The organism is Zoogloea sp. 1C4, from assembly GCF_009469605.1.
Classification (GTDB): Bacteria; Pseudomonadota; Gammaproteobacteria; order Burkholderiales; family Rhodocyclaceae; genus Zoogloea; species Zoogloea oryzae.
The window spans coordinates 23,567-40,234 of record NZ_SSXU01000020.1 but is presented as its reverse complement, the minus strand read 5'-3'; the positions used below and the strand labels follow the sequence as shown (position 1 = coordinate 40,234).

15 protein-coding genes are annotated in these 16,668 nt (G+C 65.0%); 4 read left to right on the top strand and 11 right to left on the bottom strand.

The window, feature by feature from the left end; genetic code table 11:
* Positions 1 to 77 precede the first annotated feature (77 nt).
* The 4 genes from GH681_RS18570 to GH681_RS18555 all read right to left on the bottom strand — a co-directional run bounded on the left by GH681_RS18570 (position 78) and on the right by GH681_RS18555 (position 4,370).
* Positions 78 to 497, bottom strand: a complete 420-nt coding sequence (locus GH681_RS18570) for a hypothetical protein (RefSeq protein ID WP_153163034.1) — start codon at positions 495 to 497, stop codon at positions 78 to 80.
* Complete coding sequence (locus GH681_RS18565; protein WP_153163033.1) at positions 494 to 2,044, bottom strand: hypothetical protein; 1,551 nt, start codon at positions 2,042 to 2,044, stop codon at positions 494 to 496. The genes GH681_RS18570 and GH681_RS18565 overlap by 4 nt, the downstream gene beginning before the upstream one ends.
* A gap of 6 nt (positions 2,045 to 2,050) precedes the next feature.
* The gene (locus tag GH681_RS18560) at positions 2,051 to 3,226 is read right to left on the bottom strand and encodes a hypothetical protein (protein WP_153163032.1); all 1,176 of its coding nucleotides are present in this window, start codon (positions 3,224 to 3,226) and stop codon (positions 2,051 to 2,053) included.
* A gap of 514 nt (positions 3,227 to 3,740) precedes the next feature.
* The gene (locus GH681_RS18555; RefSeq protein WP_153163031.1) at positions 3,741 to 4,370 is read right to left on the bottom strand and encodes a cyclopropane-fatty-acyl-phospholipid synthase family protein; all 630 of its coding nucleotides are present in this window, start codon (positions 4,368 to 4,370) and stop codon (positions 3,741 to 3,743) included.
* Between the two features lie 192 nt (positions 4,371 to 4,562).
* On the opposite strand from GH681_RS18555, the gene GH681_RS18550 reads away from it, so the two are divergent.
* Positions 4,563 to 4,943 carry a rhodanese-like domain-containing protein gene (locus GH681_RS18550; protein WP_153163030.1) on the top strand — a complete coding sequence of 127 codons (381 nt, stop codon included), beginning with the start codon at positions 4,563 to 4,565 and terminating at the stop codon, positions 4,941 to 4,943.
* A 248-nt stretch (positions 4,944 to 5,191) separates the two neighbouring features.
* Here GH681_RS18550 and GH681_RS18545 read toward each other — a convergent pair whose 3' ends face one another.
* Positions 5,192 to 7,381: an ABC transporter substrate-binding protein gene (locus GH681_RS18545; protein WP_153163029.1), complete on the bottom strand. Its 2,190-nt coding sequence runs from the start codon at positions 7,379 to 7,381 to the stop codon at positions 5,192 to 5,194.
* Between the two features lie 107 nt (positions 7,382 to 7,488).
* Between GH681_RS18545 and fabI the strand changes: the two genes are divergently transcribed.
* Positions 7,489 to 8,286: an enoyl-ACP reductase FabI gene (fabI, locus tag GH681_RS18540; RefSeq protein ID WP_153163028.1), complete on the top strand. Its 798-nt coding sequence runs from the start codon at positions 7,489 to 7,491 to the stop codon at positions 8,284 to 8,286.
* Positions 8,287 to 8,348: 62 nt separating this feature from the next.
* On the opposite strand, the gene dnaQ is transcribed toward fabI, so the two are convergent.
* Genes dnaQ through GH681_RS18525 form a run of 3 tightly spaced genes read right to left on the bottom strand, consistent with a single transcriptional unit; the run spans position 8,349 to position 10,364 of the window.
* Complete coding sequence (gene dnaQ / locus GH681_RS18535; protein ID WP_153163027.1) at positions 8,349 to 9,083, bottom strand: DNA polymerase III subunit epsilon; 735 nt, start codon at positions 9,081 to 9,083, stop codon at positions 8,349 to 8,351.
* On the bottom strand, positions 9,080 to 9,553 hold the full coding sequence (rnhA, locus tag GH681_RS18530) for a ribonuclease HI (protein WP_153163026.1): 474 nt from the start codon (positions 9,551 to 9,553) through the stop codon (positions 9,080 to 9,082). Before rnhA ends, dnaQ begins: the two co-directional genes overlap by 4 nt.
* A 37-nt stretch (positions 9,554 to 9,590) precedes the next feature.
* Positions 9,591 to 10,364 (bottom strand): class I SAM-dependent methyltransferase, encoded by a 774-nt coding sequence (locus GH681_RS18525; protein ID WP_153163025.1) that lies wholly within the window; start codon positions 10,362 to 10,364, stop codon positions 9,591 to 9,593.
* 49 nt (positions 10,365 to 10,413) lie between these two features.
* Between GH681_RS18525 and gloB the strand changes: the two genes are divergently transcribed.
* Positions 10,414 to 11,175 carry a hydroxyacylglutathione hydrolase gene (gene gloB / locus GH681_RS18520; RefSeq protein ID WP_153163024.1) on the top strand — a complete coding sequence of 254 codons (762 nt, stop codon included), beginning with the start codon at positions 10,414 to 10,416 and terminating at the stop codon, positions 11,173 to 11,175.
* A 12-nt stretch (positions 11,176 to 11,187) separates the two neighbouring features.
* Here gloB and GH681_RS18515 read toward each other — a convergent pair whose 3' ends face one another.
* Positions 11,188 to 12,141, bottom strand: a complete 954-nt coding sequence (locus GH681_RS18515) for a diguanylate cyclase (RefSeq protein WP_153163023.1) — start codon at positions 12,139 to 12,141, stop codon at positions 11,188 to 11,190.
* A gap of 208 nt (positions 12,142 to 12,349) precedes the next feature.
* Between GH681_RS18515 and GH681_RS18510 the strand changes: the two genes are divergently transcribed.
* Positions 12,350 to 13,828, top strand: coding sequence for a transglycosylase SLT domain-containing protein (locus GH681_RS18510; RefSeq protein ID WP_153163022.1), 1,479 nt, complete (start codon positions 12,350 to 12,352; stop codon positions 13,826 to 13,828).
* Positions 13,829 to 13,912: 84 nt separating this feature from the next.
* On the opposite strand, the gene GH681_RS18505 is transcribed toward GH681_RS18510, so the two are convergent.
* Complete coding sequence (locus tag GH681_RS18505) at positions 13,913 to 14,860, bottom strand: alpha-E domain-containing protein (RefSeq protein ID WP_153163021.1); 948 nt, start codon at positions 14,858 to 14,860, stop codon at positions 13,913 to 13,915.
* Position 14,861: 1 nt separating this feature from the next.
* The gene (locus tag GH681_RS18500; RefSeq protein ID WP_153163020.1) at positions 14,862 to 16,280 is read right to left on the bottom strand and encodes a circularly permuted type 2 ATP-grasp protein; all 1,419 of its coding nucleotides are present in this window, start codon (positions 16,278 to 16,280) and stop codon (positions 14,862 to 14,864) included.
* Positions 16,281 to 16,668: the final 388 nt, after the last annotated feature.

The following is a 16,668-nucleotide window of genomic DNA, read 5'->3' as shown; positions in this document are numbered from 1 at the left end:
TATAGACATCGATAATCGCTTTGCCAAGTACTCATTAGCAAAATTCGAGAACCAGGCGCGGTGGTGCGGATGAAGGGTCACACCACCAGCGTGCCGACGTACTCACCGTTCGGCCCGTACACCACGCCGGCGCGAACGTCGGCGGGGTTGGGGTAGCCGGGGAGAACGGCCGGCGGCGTGCCGACGGTGAGCGTGACGGTTGCGGGGGCACCGACCGCGACGCCATCCACGTATAGCTGATAGCGGAAGGAGCCGGAGGGGCCGGTGTAGGTGAAGCCGCCATCCTCGCCGATATCGAGCGTTCCGCCGCTTGGCCAGGTGGTGACCTGCGCGCGGATTTCCTTTCCGGCGTCAGCGGGGAGGGCGATGTCGTTGTAGAGGATGGACGGGCCGTTGTCGCCGCTTGAGGGGATGGTCTCGGCTCGCACGCCAAGGCCCGGCGTGCCGACGACGACAGCGCCGACAATCAGCGGATTGGTGTCGATGCGGATGCTCATGCTGCGGTGATCGGCCCGGTGATCCCGATGCCGCCTCCTGCTGTCTTGAGAGCGAGGTGATATTGGGTGCCGGCGACGATCGAGGCGTGGGTGACGCTGGCGAGGATGCCGGTGCTGCCCGTCGTCAAGTTGGCAACCGTTGCGACCGCGGTGAAGTCCGACGCCCGGAGGACCGTCGCGATGATGCCGGTCAGGTTGGCTTGAACCGCGCCGGCGTTGTTCTTGAGCGGATCAACCACCGAGAGCCGGCCACCTGCTGCGGCAGCGGCGAGCGTCACGGTTTTCGAGAGGGCTGCCGAGCGGTTGCCTGCGGCGTCGTAGGCCCGGACCTCAAACGTGTCGGTGGCACCCGGGGTTCGGCCGGCAATGTTCGCACTCGTCCCGGTGCCGGTGGATGTCCAGCTTGAGGCGGCGTTGATCCGGTATTCGTAGCCGGTGACGGCGACGTTGTCGGTTGCTGCTGGCCAGCTCGCGGTGTAGCTGGTGGAGCCAAGGCTGCTGATGGTGATGGTTCCAGCAAGGGTCGGCGCCGTGGTGTCGGCCGGCGGAGTGGCTGCGGTCGTGAAGCTGCGGGCGGCCGACCAGGCGCTGGCGCCGGAACCGTTGGTGGCGCGGATCTCGAGGGTGTAGGTGGTGCCGGCGGTGAGGCCGGAAAGGGTGGCAGGCGAAGCGCCGAGGGCTGCGGCCGTGCCGCCATTGAGGCGATATTCGTAAGCGGTGGCATCCGACGCGCTGTAGCTGTACGCAACGCTGGCGCTGGTGGTTGCCGGGGTGACGGTGGTAATCGTCACCACGCCGGAAGGGGGCGTGACGACAGCGCCGCTGCCCGTGACGAGCGCGAAGGCGTTGCCGGCGCCGATGCTGGTGTGAAGGCCGGAGATCTCGGCGGCTGTCAGTTTCTTGTCGAAAAACGCCATCCAGACAAAATCACCCGCCCACGAGGTGGACATGTTCCGCGCAAAGCCGTTGATGTGCATCCGGTCGGCGGGTTTGTTGGACATGGCGACGCCGGTGTCGACGCCATCCATGAACAGCGCGCCATTGAGGGCTGTCCATCCGCCGGCGCTCCATTGCTGGACGGCGAAGGAGTGCCACTGATTGTCGCCAACGATGTTGCGTGTCGGGCTGATTTCGGTGAGCGCGCTGCTCAGGTTGCCGTCGTTGAGGCCCACGTTGCCGGTGGTCTGGCTGAAGCCGACCATCATCGCGTTGGAGGCCAGCGTGCTGCCAGGCAGGCGGATGGGTTGCGAGCCGTTGCCGCCGTAGCCCGTCATCTTGCTGACGACGATGAACAGGGTGCCTTCGTGGGCAACCTGGGTGGCGATCGAGAAGTCGGTAAAGCTGAAACCTCTCGAATCGGTGCCCGATCCGGTGCAGCGGATGCCCTTGCCGATAGGGGTGTCCACCGAGCCGGAAACACCGGCATCGAGGGTGAAGGTGACGCCCGTGCGGGCGAGGTCGACAAGGGTGCCGGTGGCGGGATCAACGCCGATCAGCACCTTTACGCGCGATGCCAGCGGGTGGGAAGCATTCAGAGCCAGAGCCATGTCAGATTAAATCCTCAGTCCGAAAACCTTTTCGCCTGCGCCCATCCGGTTCGTGATGAAAATGGCGCAGTTGTGGGTGGCCGACCAGGCGGCCTTGAGTTCGTAGTGGTCCACCGTTCTGCTGGTGGTGATGCCAAGCCGGTGGCCGGTGTCGGTGACGGTAGGCGTGGTCTTGTTCCAGTCGAGGATGAACGCGCCGATCTGGCCCGTGCCGGTCTGCTGGGCACCGAAAACAATCCGGCCGTCGGGCATCGACGCCGACCAGCAGTTGGACACATCCCAGCCGGCAAGGGCAGGGAAGGACGAAACCATCAGCACCCGGGATGCGGCGAGATCGTCCAGGGGATGAATGGAGCCGAGAAAGCTGCCCGGCGTGTCGTAGTAGCCGCCGATCTGCACGATGGTCCGCCCGACCAGATGCGCGAAGTGCTGGATCAGCGGCGGAACCTTGCCGGAGTAGTTGCCCACGGTGCGGGTGGTGCCGTCCTCCGACAGGTGCCAGATGTAGGCGTCGTTCACCCGGTACCAGCCGTCGCCAGGGACGCGGGTGGATGCGGTACCCGTGCCAGCCCGGTTATACGCCGTGATCGCGGGAGAATCCTGCTTGCGCCATTTTCCGGTGACGGTGTTGTAGTACCAGAAAGGGCATTTGCGGGATTCGATGTCGATCGCAGGCGCATCGTAGGGCGGCGTCCACAGGGCGTGGTCGTAGGCATCGTAGGCAACGCCGACCTCTTTGGTTGCAGCGTCGAACCACAGGGTTCGAAACGCGTGCATGCCCCAAGGGCGGCTGTTGGCGGCATCGGCGTAGAGAAAACCGTCGGCGCTGATGTGATAGGCGCCGGGGCACGGATCTGGCGCGTACTGGCGCTTGAGGAGGCCGTCCCTGGCATCCCAACAGTAGATGGCGTTGCGGGTCTGGGCGGTGCCGTGGGTTTCAGCGCCGAAGATCCACAGCCGCTGCCGGCCCTCGTCCCAGGCACTGCCAGCGTGGCCGGAAGCGTCGTAGATGGGGAGATCGGGCAGGGTGGTGAGCAACTGGAAACCGGTGCCGGACCAGCCAGCAAGCAGCTGGGCAACCGTGCCACCCGTTGCGTCCGGTGCAGCGACCGACAAGGATCGGCCGGCATTGATCGACTGGCCGGCGGGCACGGTGTAGGTGTCGTTAACTGGCGTTGCCATGGGTGTGGAAGCATTCCTCGAATGGACTTCCGGCCATTGTAGCGGAGCCGTCGCTAGTCTGATTGGGTAGTCTAGGCGGATTTACCGGCTCGATGTCGATCAGGCAGTGTCCGCAAAATCGCGCCCGGTCATGCCACGCAAGGGTGTTGGCACTTCCGAGCGATTCGTTTTCCAGCTATCGGGGGAGCCTCTGGTCCGACGAGCGGAGCACCCGGGCCGACAATCGTTGGTTGCTGGCGGTGTGGCCGAGGATTGAAGACGGCGCGTTTACGTCGGGCGGGGGCGATGAGTGGATAGGTCATGGAGTGCGCTGAGGAGGCGTATCCATGGAACGCTTTAGTTCTGAAAACAGTAATTTTCAGAACACATGAAATGGGGAGTTGAAACCTGCGTTTGCCGCGGCGTACGTCTATCCAACGAATCCACGCATCGCCTCGGCAAACTCCGGCAATCGTGCCGGTAGCTTTTTTGCCTCGACGCCGAGCGACACAACTGCTCGGCGCCACCGCGGACTTCAGCCCGGCTTTCGGGCCACCATGCCGATCAGCGCCGAGCGGCCCTTGTGACCTGTGCCTTCGGTGATGTCTTCCTCGTAGCTCGCCAGTTCCTCGATCGTCCAGTCGGCGAAGGCCGCGCGGAGGATTTCTTCGGTGTAGAGATTCTCGACGGCCGACGGCCCACCGGTGCGGTATTCGAGCTGCTTCGGCGTGTAGCCCTGCAGCAGGATGCAGCCGCCGGGCGCAGTAAGCGCCTTCATCGTTTCAAATTGGCGCTCCCGCCATTCGGGCCCGACAAACTGGATGAAGACGCCGATCACCCAGTCAAAGCGCCCCTGCATCGCCTCTGGCGGCCAACCCGGCGCCAGCATGTCGGCCTGGATGAAATCCACGCTCACCTTTCGACCGGCGGCCAGGCGGCGGGCTTTTTCAATGGCGACGGCGGAGAGCTCGATGGCAGTGACGTCCAGCCCCTGTTCGGCCAGCCATACGGAATTCCGCCCTTCACCGTCGGCCACCGACAGCGCCGTCCGCCCTCCTTCAAGCAGGCCCTGGCGGCGGGCCAGAAAGCGGTTTGGTTCGGTTCCGAAGAGGTATTCCTCGCCGGCGTCGCGGTAGCGGGTGCTCCAGATGCTTTCCTGAGTCATGGCTTGTCTCCTTGATTGGGTATCGTTGTCACGCGCGAGCGGGTTTCCAGAAGAGACGGATCAATCCGCACTTCGTTCAAAACGCGGACCGGATGCCCCTGCCGGAAGCTCGCCACCTTTAAAATTAGAGAAGTCTAATATAATGAGCGTCCCGCGCTTGCCGCGCATCGTCCATTGAGGAGAAAACCCCGTATGAAGTCTGCCCACGATCTGGTTCTTGCCGCCAAAAGCCGCATTCAGGAAGTTCCTCTTGCCGACGCCGAACAGGCCATCCGTGACGCCCAGGTCCTGATCGATGTACGCGAAGCCGACGAGTACGCGGCCGGCCACATTCCTGGCGCCATCCACATCTCTCGCGGCGTACTGGAGTTTCGCATGAGCGGCGCGCCCGAACTCGCCGCCCGGGATCAAGCCATCGTGCTTTATTGCAAGACCAGCGGCCGCGCCGCCCTTGCCGCCGCTGCGCTGCAGGAGATGGGCTATCTCCAGGTGCGGTCCATCACCGGCGGATTCGACGCCTGGGTTGCAGCCGGCAAGCCGGTCGCGAAGCCCGCCATGCCTGCTTTTGACTGATTCAACCGCCCGCCCGGCGCGTAAATCTTGCGCGCCGTCAATTTTTCCGCACGAAAATCACCCCTTTTTCCCTGGGCCATGCCGGTGCGGCCACCTTGCTGGCGCTGACCAGGTATGGGCTGCACTGCCTGGCCAACGAGGAATGGCGGGCGATCGCCAGCTAGGCGCACTGGCGGTGCATGTGATCCGGGCGCGCCGGCTGCGTCGCATGCCCGCCTGAGGCCCTGCCCGGATCGATCCTGCCGCGCCTACTTTTCGGCCGCCGCTGCCCGCTCACGCCGCCGGTAGTGAGCCACCGCTGGCGCAACCATCGCCACGCCAAGCAGCGCCACCAGCGCCAGCGGCCACACCATCGGCTTGTTCCATTCGGCGCGCATCCGCTCCCGCTGGGCCACGTCCACCCGCTGATATTTGAGCGTGTTGCGGATGATCTTGCCCGGCTTGCGGTTGTAGAGCCAGCCGTGCTGGAGCGTGTAGGCCTTTTCATACATTCCCCACACCCACGGCGCGTCGTGCTGGAGGATGGTGAGCATGCGCTGGATGATCTCGGCCCGCTCGGGGCTGTCGGGCATCGCCTTCATGCGCTCGAAGAGCCGGTCGTACTCGGGGTTTTCGTAGTTGGCGGCGTTCTCGCCCTGGCTCTTCACCTTGCCCTGGGGCCCGTAGAGCAGGAACAGGAAGTTCTCGGGGTCGGGGTAGTCGGCGTTCCAGCCCCAGTAGAACAGCTGGGCGTTGCCCTTGCGGATCTTGTCCTGGAAGCGGTTGTAGTCGGTGGCGCGCACCACCAGCTGCACGTCCAGCTTGCGCAGTTGCTTGGTCAGCCAATCCACGGTGGATTTGTCGCCCATGCCACCGCCGGTGGTGTCGAGGTTGACCACCAGCGGCTCGCCGGTCTTGGCGTTGCGCCCGCCGGGATAGCCGGCTTCAGCCAGCAGGCGGCGGGCTTCATCCACCGACTTGCGGCGCGGCTGGCCGTCCACCCAGTCGTACACCTCGTGATTCACGCCCGATTCGTCGGCCTTGTAGCCGAAGATGCCGGGCGGGATCGGGTGCATCGCCGGCACGCCGCGGCCGTTCTGGAACACCGAGATGAACTCTTCCTGGTCGATGGCGATGGAGATCGCCAGGCGCAGCTTGCGAGCCCGCTCGCTGGTGCCGCCCACGATCGGGTCGAGCATGTTGAAGCCCATGTACATCACCGTGGGCGCCACCGAGGTGTTGAGCTTGATGCCCTTCTCCACCATCTCGTCGGACAAGGTCACGTCGCCCTGCCCGCCCATCTGCACCGCCTGGTCGAAGTTGTCGGACGACACGCCGGATGCGTCGTAGTAGCCCTGCAGGAACTTGTTCCAGTAAGGAATGCTTTCCTTCTCGCGGGTGAAGACCACCTCATCGACAAACGGAAGCGGCTTGCCGCAATCGGCCAGCAGGCCCGCGGCCTTGTCGCCCTCCTCGCCCTCGCAGGGATAGGTCTCGCCGCGGAAGTTGGGGTTGCGGGCCAGCACCATGCGGGCGTTGGGGTTGTTCTCGCGGAGCATGTAGGGGCCGGTGCCGATCGGCCACCAGTCGAGCGTCAGGTTGCGCTCGGCCATGCCGGGTTGGGCGAAGAAACGGTCGGCCTCGACGGGCACCGGCGCGAAGAACGGCATCGCCAGCCAGTACGGAAACTGGGGATAGGTGCCCTTGAGCCGGATCCGGTAAGTGTATCGGTCGACCACCTCCACGCCTTCCATCGGGTAGTCGCGCAGATCGATCCACACGCCGCCCTTGCCTTCGGCCGCACGCTTCTTTTCGTCGGCGACGAGCCTGGCGTGGAGATCCTTCAGGCCGACGATGTAGTCGCCCATCAGCTCAAGCACCGGCGAATGCAGCCGCGGGTGGGCGAGTCGCTTGATCTGGTACACGAAATCGTCGGCGGTGAGCTCGCGCGTGCCGGTGGCCGGGAAGTCGCCCAGAGCACGCTTGTCGGTGAGATCCTTGTCGGAGAGCGCGAGATAAAGGGGCTGGCCCTTGGCGTCGACCGCAAAGGCCGGATGCGGCTGGAAGCGGATGCCCTGCCGGATCGTGATCTCGTATTCGCTGCGGGCGATCTGCGCCGGGTCGGCATCCGGCGGCAGCAGCTTGCCGGCGGCGTCGAACTGGCGCAGCACCGGCATCTGCGCGGCGGCGGCGGTGTTCAGCTGGAACGGGCGCTTGAGGTAGTGATACTGGAGCGGCGGCTCGTAGATCTGGTACAGGAAGGTGGCCTCGTCCTCGCTGTAGGACTGCACCGGATCAAGATGCTTGGGCCGCTGGGTGAAGGCGGAATACAGGATGTTCCGGCCGCGCTCGACGGCGGGATAGGGGTCGTTCCACACCTCGCCGCAGCCGGCCGCGAGGGTGGCCAGCAGGACAGCGACAAGGCGCCGGTATAAAGTGGGGCAATGGATCGCGCGCATGGGGCGAGTCTACCGGATCACTCTGCGGGTGCCATCGAAATTAGCGGCAGCACACGCTCCGGGAGCATCCGTTATAATTGTGCGGTTATTCACAGGAGACACCTTACATGGGCTTTCTTGCCGGCAAGCGCATTCTCATCACCGGGCTGCTGTCCAATCGCTCGATCTCCTACGGGATCGCCAAGGCGATGCACCGCGAAGGCGCCGAACTTGCCTTTACCTTCCAGAACGAACGCTTCCAGGAACGCGTCACCAAAATGGCGGCCGAATTCGGAAGCTCGATGGTGTTCGCGTGCGACGTCCAGAACGACGAGGAAATCGCCAGGCTCTTCGAGCAGCTCGGCCAGAAGTGGGATTACCTCGACGGCCTGGTGCACTCCATCGCCTTCGCGCCCAGCGAAGCCCTTGAAGGCGACTTCCTCGACGGCCTCTCCCGCGAGGCCTTCCGCATCTCCCAGGAAGTCAGCGCCTACAGCTTCCCGGCGCTGGCCAAGGCCGCGCGTCCGATGATGAAGGGCCGCAACGGCTCGCTGCTCACCCTGTCCTACCTGGGCGCGGTGCGCACCATGCCGAACTACAACATCATGGGCATGGCCAAGGCCAGCCTCGAAGCCTCGGTGCGCTACATGGCGGTCACCCTCGGCCCCGAAGGCACCCGCGTCAATGCCATCTCCGCCGGCCCGATCAAGACCCTCGCGGCGTCCGGCATCGGCAGTTTCGGCAAGCTGCTCTCGTTCAACGAGCACAATGCCCCGCTGCGTCGCAACGTTACGATCGAGGAAGTCGGCAACGCCGCTGCCTTCCTGTGTTCCGACCTCGCCAGCGGCATGACCGGCGAGATCATGTACGTGGACGGTGGCTTCAACACCACCGCGCTGGGCAACGCCGAACCGCTCGGCCAGTAAGCCCGGTTCTGTTCTGCGCAAAAAGGGCGACCCACGGGTCGCCCTTTTGTTTTGTCGATCCGTCAGGCAGCCGGAGCGGCCTGCTCGACAGGCTCCGGCGGAATCCACAGGCAGTGGCCCTTGTTGGCCTTGGCGATCTCGGCCAGCACCTTGTCGTGGCCGGCGAGCTCTTCGTTGGTGGCCCGCAGCACACGCAGAGGCACGCGTTCGAGGAGACCGCCGCCGGTGTCAGCGTCGTCCTGCTGGGGCGCGGGCTCGTCGAGCATCATGATGAGGCTCTCCTGGCCGCGGGTCATCGCCAGGTAGACGTCGGCCAGCAGCTCGGCATCGAGCAGCGCCCCGTGCAGGGCGCGGTGGGTGTTGTCGATCTCGTAGAGCGAGCACAGGGCGTTCAGCGACGCCTTCTTGCCGGGGTTCTGCTCCTTGGCGAGCTTGAGCGTGTCGATCACGCTCGGGCAGATCGCGGTGAGCAGCGGACGGCCGAGCAGGCCAAGCTCGTAGTTGAGGAAGCCCACGTCGAAGGTCGCGTTGTGGATCACCAGCTCGGCGCCATCCACGAAGGCCTCGAACTCCGACACGATGTCCTTGAACACCGGCTTGTCAGTCAGGAACTCGTTGGTGATCCCGTGCACCGCCATCGCCCCGGCGTCGATGTTCCGCTGCGGGTTGATGTACACGTGGTAGTGGCGCCCGGTGAGCTTGCGGTCGAGCAGCTCGACGCAGCCGATTTCGATCACCCGGTCGCCGCTCTTCCAGTCGAGGCCGGTGGTTTCCGTATCCAGTACGATCTGTCTCATGCCTTGATGTCCTCTGATTCCACAACTCGGCCGGCCTTGCGCACGGCCTCCACGCCCCGTCGGGCCAGCGCGTCGGCGCGCTCGTTCTCGGCATGACCGGCGTGGCCCTTGACCCACAGCCATTTGATCTGATGGCGTGACGCGGCCTCGTCCAGCGCGCGCCACAGGTCGGCGTTCTTGACGGGCTCCTTCGAGGCGGTCTTCCAGCCGCGGGCCTTCCAACCGTGAATCCACTCGGAAATGCCCTTCTGCACGTACTGGGAGTCGGTATGCACCCGCGCCGCGACCGGGCGCTTGAGCATCTCCAGCGCGCGGATCACCGCCAGCAGCTCCATCCGGTTGTTGGTGGTGGCGGGCTCGCCGCCCCACAGTTCCTTTTCGTGGGGGCCGGCGCGCAGGATCGCGCCCCAGCCGCCGGGCCCCGGGTTGCCCGAGCAGGCCCCGTCGGTATAGATGTCGATTTCTTCCACTGATTCTCTCGTTGCGTGTTGTTGGGGGGGGGGCGCGTCAGGGCCGCGGCGTGTCGTCGCCGACATCCAGCCGCATGCCGGGCGATCCCGGTTGGCCGCCGGCTTTCTGGACCAGCGGCGCAAGCGCCCGCGCGCCCGCCTTTCGATCCCACTTGGGCATGATGAGCCGGATGCCCTGCACCCGCTTGATGGCGTGAATCACATACACGCCGCCACCGATCGGCCACCAGCGGTCACCGGCCCAGTCGAGGCCGCGCAGGCGTTCCAGCCATTGGGGCTGCTCGACAGCCGGCAGGAAGCAGCCCGAGGCCTGGCTGCCGGTTTCAAAGCTGAGGAGCGCCAGCCAGTCCTTCAGTCGCCGGAGCGAAAGATACTGCCCGCGCCACGGGTAGCAGCCAGTCTTGCCGGCGAGCATCCGCTTGATGCCGAACAGGCTCACCGGGTTGAAACCGGCGATCACCACATGCCCTTCCGGCACCAGCACCCTCTCCACTTCGCGCAGCACCTGGTGGGGGTTGGCGGCGAATTCGAGCACATGGGGCAGCACCACGAGATCGAGGCTGTTTGCCGCAAACGGCAGCGCCGCGTAATCGGTCTCGACGCCCACGTTGCCGGCCCCGGCCCGGAAGCGGAAAGGCATCCGATTGGCCCGCAGGAAGTCGAACTCGGGCACGCCGAGCTGGACCGCGTTGTAGCCGAAGATGTCCGCCACCTGCGCGTCGAAGCGCGCTGCTTCCCACGCCATCACGTAGCGCCCCAGCGGGGTGTCGAGCCACGCGTGGAGGCCGGGGAAGGATTCGGAATCTCTCATTGGGCAGTGCAGGAATAAGGAACGCCCGACGACGGGGTACAATCGCCGGATGCAGATTATCCCTCTTCCCGCGTTCAGCGATAACTATATCTGGCTGCTTCGCAGTGGTCGCCACGCCGCCGTGGTCGATCCGGGCGATGCCGCGCCGGTTCTCCGCCATCTTGCCGACGAGGGCCTGACCCTCGTGGCGATTCTCGTCACCCATCACCACCCCGATCACGTGGGCGGCATCGAGGCGATCCTCGATGCGCATCCGGTGCCGGTCTTCGGCCCCGCGATGGAAGACATCGCCGGCATCACCCATCCGGTGAGCCAGGACGACGAGGTGTTGCTGCCCGAACTCGGCGCCGAATTCCGCGTGCTCGATCTGCCCGGCCATACCGCCGGTCATGTGGGCTACTACGGCGAAGGCGCCCTGTTCTGCGGCGACACGCTGTTTGCAGCCGGTTGCGGCCGCTTGTTCGAAGGCACGCCGGCCCAGATGTACGATTCCCTCGGCAAGCTGGCCGCCCTGCCCGGCGACACACAGGTCTATTGCACCCACGAGTACACCCTGTCGAATCTGGCTTTTGCGGCCGCGGTCGAGCCGTCCAATGCGGCCATCACCGAACGCATCGTCAGCAGCCAGGCCCTGCGCGCGGCCGGTACGCCGACGGTGCCGTTTCCGCTTGAGGGCGAGCTTCTGACCAATCCGTTCCTGCGCAGCGCTGATCCTGAAGTCATTGCGCAGGCCCAGGTGCAGGCCGGGCATGCGCTCAAGGCGCCGGTCGATGTGTTCGCGGCGATCCGCGAGTGGAAAAACCGCTTCTGATGGTCGCCTGACTCAGGCCACCGATTCGATGGGCGTCGCCGAGATGCGGTTGCGCCCGGACTGCTTGGCCCCGTAGAGCGCGTCGTCGGCACGCTTGAGCAGACCGGCCGAGTCGGCCTCGCCCCGCGGGGGAACCATCGACGCCACGCCAATGCTAACCGTCACCACGCCGTTGGGCGTGAAACGGTGGGTGATGCGCAGGCCTTCGACGGCGCTGCGCATGACCTCGGCCACCCGCAGCGCGCCGGGCAGATCGGTGTCGGGCAGGATCGCGGCAAACTCCTCGCCGCCGTAGCGCGACACAAGGTCGGCCGGGCGACGCAGGGCCGATTGCAGCGTGCGCGCCACCGCCTTCAGGCATTCGTCCCCCACCTGGTGGCCGTAGCCGTCGTTGAACTGCTTGAAGTGATCGACGTCGCACAGCAGGATCGACAGGGGCTTGGCCTGACGGCCCGAGCGGCGCCATTCGCGCAGCAGGATCTCGTCGAACTGGCGACGGTTCGAGATGCCGGTGAGCCCGTCGAGGGACGACAGCCGGGTGAGTTCCTGGTTGGCGTCGTCGAGCTTGCGGGTCAGCACCAGCAGCGAATAACGCATCTGGGCGATCCGCTGCATGGCTTTCACCTTGGCGGCGAGCACCGTCTCGGACACCGGTTTGATGAGGTAGTCGTCACCGCCGACGCTGATGCCCTTTTCGAGGTCGGCATCGCTGGTGCGGGCGGTGAGAAAGATGATCGGCGTCCATTCGCCGGCCTGTTCGAGCTGGCGGATGCGCCGCGCGACCTCGAAACCGTCCATCCCCGGCATGATGATGTCGAGCAGGATCAGATCGGGCCGTTCGGCCTTGAAGAGTTCGATGCCCCGCTCGCCATCCCGGGCCAGGATGGGTTCAATCCCCATCTTGCGTAACTGATGAGACACCAGCGTCGCACTTGTCAGCGTGTCCTCGATCAGTAGCGCTTTCACTGGATTCCCGGGAAATTGATTCGTAAGGCCGTTGAAATTGGATGGCTCGGCGGCTGCCACGCAGCCAAGGGCGTACTTTAACGGATTCCCGACATCCGTCGAAGCCTCTTTGTATCGGGTGTGATGTGATTCGCGCGGCTTTGCCGGTTTGACCCTGGCTGCCGCGGGCAGCTAAAATCCGCCCTTTGGTTCCGCGCGACAAAGCCTGATGTTTCCGAGAGTTATCGCGCTATTCCTGTCGCTCCTGGGTGCCACCCCCTTGCTGGCTCAGGAGGCGGACGGATTTGCGCCGCGTTTTGTCAGCTCGATCCCTCTTTTCGAGGACGACAGCGCCCAGCCTCCGAAGGTTTTCGAGATCCGGGAGCAGCACGTCCGGGTTCCCACCGTCGATCTCACCGTCGAGACCGACGACCTCTGGGAGCGCATCCGCCGCGGCTTCTCGATGCCGGATCTGAACACCGATCTCGTCACCGACCGGCAGATCTACTACATCAACCGCCCGGGCGCCCTGCGCCAGATCTTCACCCGCGGTCAGCGTTACCTCTACTACATCGTCGAAGAGCTCGAGCGGCGCGGTATGCCCACCGAGCTTGCGCTGCTGCCGATGGTCGAGAGCGCGTTCAATCCGATGGCGCTGTCGTCGGCCCAGGCCTCGGGCCTGTGGCAGTTCATCCCGTCCACCGGCAAGAGCTACCGGCTCGAACAGAACTGGTGGGTGGACGAACGACGCGACGTGATCGCCTCCACCAACGCCGCCCTCGATTACCTCCAGACCATCTACGAGATGCACGGCGACTGGCAGCTGGCGCTCGCCTCGTACAACTGGGGCGAAGGCGCCGTCGGCCGTGCGGTGGCCAAGAACAAGGCGGCCGGCCTGCCGGCGGAATACCAGTACCTCAACATGCCGGGCGAGACCCGCTACTACGTACCCAAGCTGCAGGCGCTGAAGAACATCATCGCCCAGCCGGAGCTCTTCGGCATCACCCTGCCGGCGATCCCCAACCGGCCCTACTTCGTCACCGTCGAGAGCCGTGTTCCGCTCGATCTTGCCACCGCGGCGCGGCTGGCCGAAACGCCGGTCGACGAGATCCTCGCCCTCAATCCTGGCTACAAGCGGCCGATCCTGCCCACGGCCGGCCCGCAGTCGCTGGTGGTGCCCGCCGAGAAGCTCGAAGCCTTCCTGATCAACCTGCAGCGGCACGATCCGGCCAACGCCAGCTGGAAGACCTACGAGCTGCAGGAAGGCGAAGGCCTCGAAGGCGTGGCCGACCGGCTGGGTATTTCCGCCAGCCGCCTGCGCCAGGTCAATGGTTTGTCGCCGCGGGCGCGTATCGGCACCGGCTACACGCTCATCGTGCCGTCCGAGAGCGAAGGCGACCGGATCAGCCTGGCGAGCCTGATGCCCAACCGGCCCCAGGCCGGCGCGGTCGAGCCCCCTCCCCCGCCACCACCCCGGGCGCTGGTCCAGCGGACCACCATGCGCGGCAAGAACGGCAAGCAGATCGTCATCGAGCGCAAGATCGCGGTTGCGGCCGAGCCGGCGCCCGCCGCCCGCCAGAAAGGCGGCAAGCCCGAGAAGGCCGCGCCGCCTGCAAAGCCCGCGCCGGGCAAGGCTGCTGCTGGCAAGTCCGCCGAGCCCCCCAAGGCCGCAGCAAAGCCTTCGGCGCCCGCCAGGAAGCATCGCTGAAAGCCGCCTGTTCCAAGCTTGTAAAGCAGAACGCCCGATGGACTCCATCGGGCGTTCTGCTTTCAAGGCGCTGATGCCGCCGTGTCAGGCGCTCGCCGGGATCAGGAAGTCATCGGAGATCCGGCAGCCCAGATCGAAGATGCTGTCCCGGAACTCCTCGAGGTAGTTGCGCAGCCCCAGTTCGAAGATCCGCTCTATCCGGCCGAAGCGCAGGTGCGCCTCAAGCTCGCCGGCCATGCGTTCGGTTTCGGCCGAACGGGAGTTGGCGACGCGGCCAAGGTTGGAATACACCTCCTTCATGCAGCGGGCCAGCGAGCGCGGCATGTCGGCCCGCAGGATCAGCAGCTCGGCCACCCGCAGCGGAGTGATGTGATCGCGATAGACCTTGCGATACACCTCGAAGGCCGACACCGAGCGCAGCAGCGCGCTCCACTGGTAGTAGTCGGTGCTCTCCACGTCGCTCTCGGAGCCGGGCAGCAGGTTGAGGTACTTCACCTCGAGGATGCGCGCGGTGTTGTCGGCGCGCTCCAGGAAAGTCCCCAGGCGGATGAAGCGCAGGGCTTCGTCCTGCAGCATGGTGCCGATGGTGACGCCGCGGGACAGGTGCGAGCGGTACTTCACCCACTCGAAGAAGGCGCCCGGGCCGGTCTCCATCATCTTGGCCATGGAGAAGTCACGCATCTTCAGCCAGGTGGCGTTGGACGTCTCCCACAGCTCGGAGGTGAGCGTGCCGCGCACGGCGTGGGCGTTCTCGCGGGTGGCCCGCAGGCAGCGGTAGATGCTGCCGGGGTTGTCCCGGTCGAAGATCATGAACTCGAGCACGGCCTCGGTGGTGAAGGCGGGATGCTTGGCATGGAAGGTGTCCTGCAGCTCCATGATCTTCAGCATCCCGGCCCACATGGCTTCCACTTCCTGCCCGTTCTGGGGAAGGAGGCTCAGGCGGTAGGTTACGTCGAGGATGCGCGCGGTGTTCTCGGCGCGCTCCATGTAGCGTGCCATCCAGAAAAGATGGTCGGCGGTGCGGCTCAGCATGTCAGGCCTCCAGTACCCAGGTGTCTTTGGTGCCCCCGCCCTGCGAGGAATTCACCACCAGCGATCCTTCGCGCAGTGCGACGCGGGTCAGCCCGCCCGGCACCAGGCGCATCTCGCTGCCCGAGAGCACGAAGGGACGCAGATCCAGGTGCCGGGGCGCAACGCCACTCTCGACGAAGGTCGGACAATTCGAAAGGGCCAGCGTGGGCTGGGCGATGTACTTCTCGGGGTTGGCCACGAGGTACTTGCGGAAGGTCTCGATCTGCTCCTTGGTGGAGGCCGGGCCGACCAGCATGCCGTAGCCGCCGGCGCCGTGGACTTCCTTGACCACCAGCTCGGGCAGATGGGCCAGGGTGTAGGCCAGGTCTTCCGGCTTGCGGCACATGTACGTGGGCACGTTGTTGAGGATCGGCTCCTCGCCGAGATAGAAGCGGATCATCTCGGGCACATAGGGGTAGATCGACTTGTCGTCAGCCACGCCGGTGCCGATGGCGTTGGAGAGCGTCACCCGTCCGGCGCGGTAGGCATTGAGCAGGCCCGGCACACCGATCATCGAATCCTTGCGGAAGGCGGTGGGATCGAGGAAGTCGTCATCCACGCGGCGGTAGATCACATCCACCCGGCGCGGGCCCTGGGTGGTGCGCATGAACACCTGATCGTCGCGGACGAACAGATCCTGGCCTTCGACCAGTTCGACGCCCATCTGCTGGGCGAGGAAGGCGTGCTCGAAGTAGGCGCTGTTGTAGGCGCCCGGCGTCATCACGACCACAGTCGGATCATCCACGCCCTTGGGCGCCACACTGCGCAGGGTGTGCAGCAGCATGTCCGGGTAGTGCTCGACGGGCGCAATGCGGTGGCTCGCGAAGAGCTCGGGGAACAGCCGCATCATCATCCGGCGGTCTTCGAGCATGTACGACACGCCCGACGGCACCCGCAGGTTGTCTTCCAGCACGTAGAACTCACCGGCGCCGGCTCGCACCACGTCCACCCCGGCGATGTGCGCATAGACGTTGCACGGCACATCCACGCCCTGCATTTCGGGGCGGTACTGGGCGTTGTTGAGCACCTGCTCCTTGGGGATGCGCCCGGCCTTCAGGATTTCCTGGTCGTGGTAGATGTCGTGGATGAAGGCGTTGAGCGCCTTGACCCGCTGGCGCATCCCGGCTTCGAGGCCCTTCCATTCCTGGGCGGGAATGATGCGCGGGATGATGTCGAAGGGAATCAGTCGCTCGGTTCCGGATTCTTCACCGTACACCGCGAAGGTGATGCCGTAGCGATGGAACAGGGAGTCGGCCTCCGCACGCTTACGCGCGATTCGGTCAGCCGGAGTGTCGCTGAGCCACTTGGCGTATGCCGCGTAATGCTCACGAACGCTCCCGTCGTCCGCAGTCATTTCATTGAAGAATTTTGTGATGGCCATCTCTGTGCCCTGTCATGTTGTGAGGCGGAAATACCACTTTTTGTGTAGCTAGAAGCGTGCCAAGAAAAAAGTCGAGATAAAACCAAAATTCGTCCCCCTATTCGGGGCTGTCCTGCACCGCTTTGGTGCCACCGCACCGGCATGGGGAATCGAGGCGCTGCATCTCGGTGCGTGACCGTCGACGCTTGCCGTCCGGGTAAGGGGAGCGCATCCGGCATCCGAGCGACACGGACGCGTGTGCACGGGTGCCAAATCTGTATCGTCTCGTTCGAAAAATCTATTTCTTTAGTTATAGGTTCACTCGTTACAATCCCGCCTGCAGACTGGGATTTCCCCATTTTGTGAAATCCCCCCCGCAAACGTTCCACCGCCCAAGTCCGTCCATCTT

Bases quoted from the DNA above. Each gene is read 5' to 3' on its own strand.
- GH681_RS18570 (WP_153163034.1), bottom strand. From the start codon at position 497: ATGAGCATCCGCATCGACACCAATCCGCTGATTGTCGGCGCTGTCGTC.
- GH681_RS18565 (WP_153163033.1), bottom strand. From the start codon at position 2,044: ATGGCTCTGGCTCTGAATGCTTCCCACCCGCTGGCATCGCGCGTAAAG.
- GH681_RS18560 (WP_153163032.1), bottom strand. From the start codon at position 3,226: ATGGCAACGCCAGTTAACGACACCTACACCGTGCCCGCCGGCCAGTCG.
- GH681_RS18555 (WP_153163031.1), bottom strand. From the start codon at position 4,370: ATGACTCAGGAAAGCATCTGGAGCACCCGCTACCGCGACGCCGGCGAG.
- GH681_RS18550 (WP_153163030.1), top strand. From the start codon at position 4,563: ATGAAGTCTGCCCACGATCTGGTTCTTGCCGCCAAAAGCCGCATTCAG.
- GH681_RS18545 (WP_153163029.1), bottom strand. From the start codon at position 7,381: ATGCGCGCGATCCATTGCCCCACTTTATACCGGCGCCTTGTCGCTGTC.
- fabI (WP_153163028.1), top strand. From the start codon at position 7,489: ATGGGCTTTCTTGCCGGCAAGCGCATTCTCATCACCGGGCTGCTGTCC.
- dnaQ (WP_153163027.1), bottom strand. From the start codon at position 9,083: ATGAGACAGATCGTACTGGATACGGAAACCACCGGCCTCGACTGGAAG.
- GH681_RS18525 (WP_153163025.1), bottom strand. From the start codon at position 10,364: ATGAGAGATTCCGAATCCTTCCCCGGCCTCCACGCGTGGCTCGACACC.
- gloB (WP_153163024.1), top strand. From the start codon at position 10,414: ATGCAGATTATCCCTCTTCCCGCGTTCAGCGATAACTATATCTGGCTG.
- GH681_RS18510 (WP_153163022.1), top strand. From the start codon at position 12,350: ATGTTTCCGAGAGTTATCGCGCTATTCCTGTCGCTCCTGGGTGCCACC.
- GH681_RS18505 (WP_153163021.1), bottom strand. From the start codon at position 14,860: ATGCTGAGCCGCACCGCCGACCATCTTTTCTGGATGGCACGCTACATG.
- GH681_RS18500 (WP_153163020.1), bottom strand. From the start codon at position 16,280: ATGGCCATCACAAAATTCTTCAATGAAATGACTGCGGACGACGGGAGC.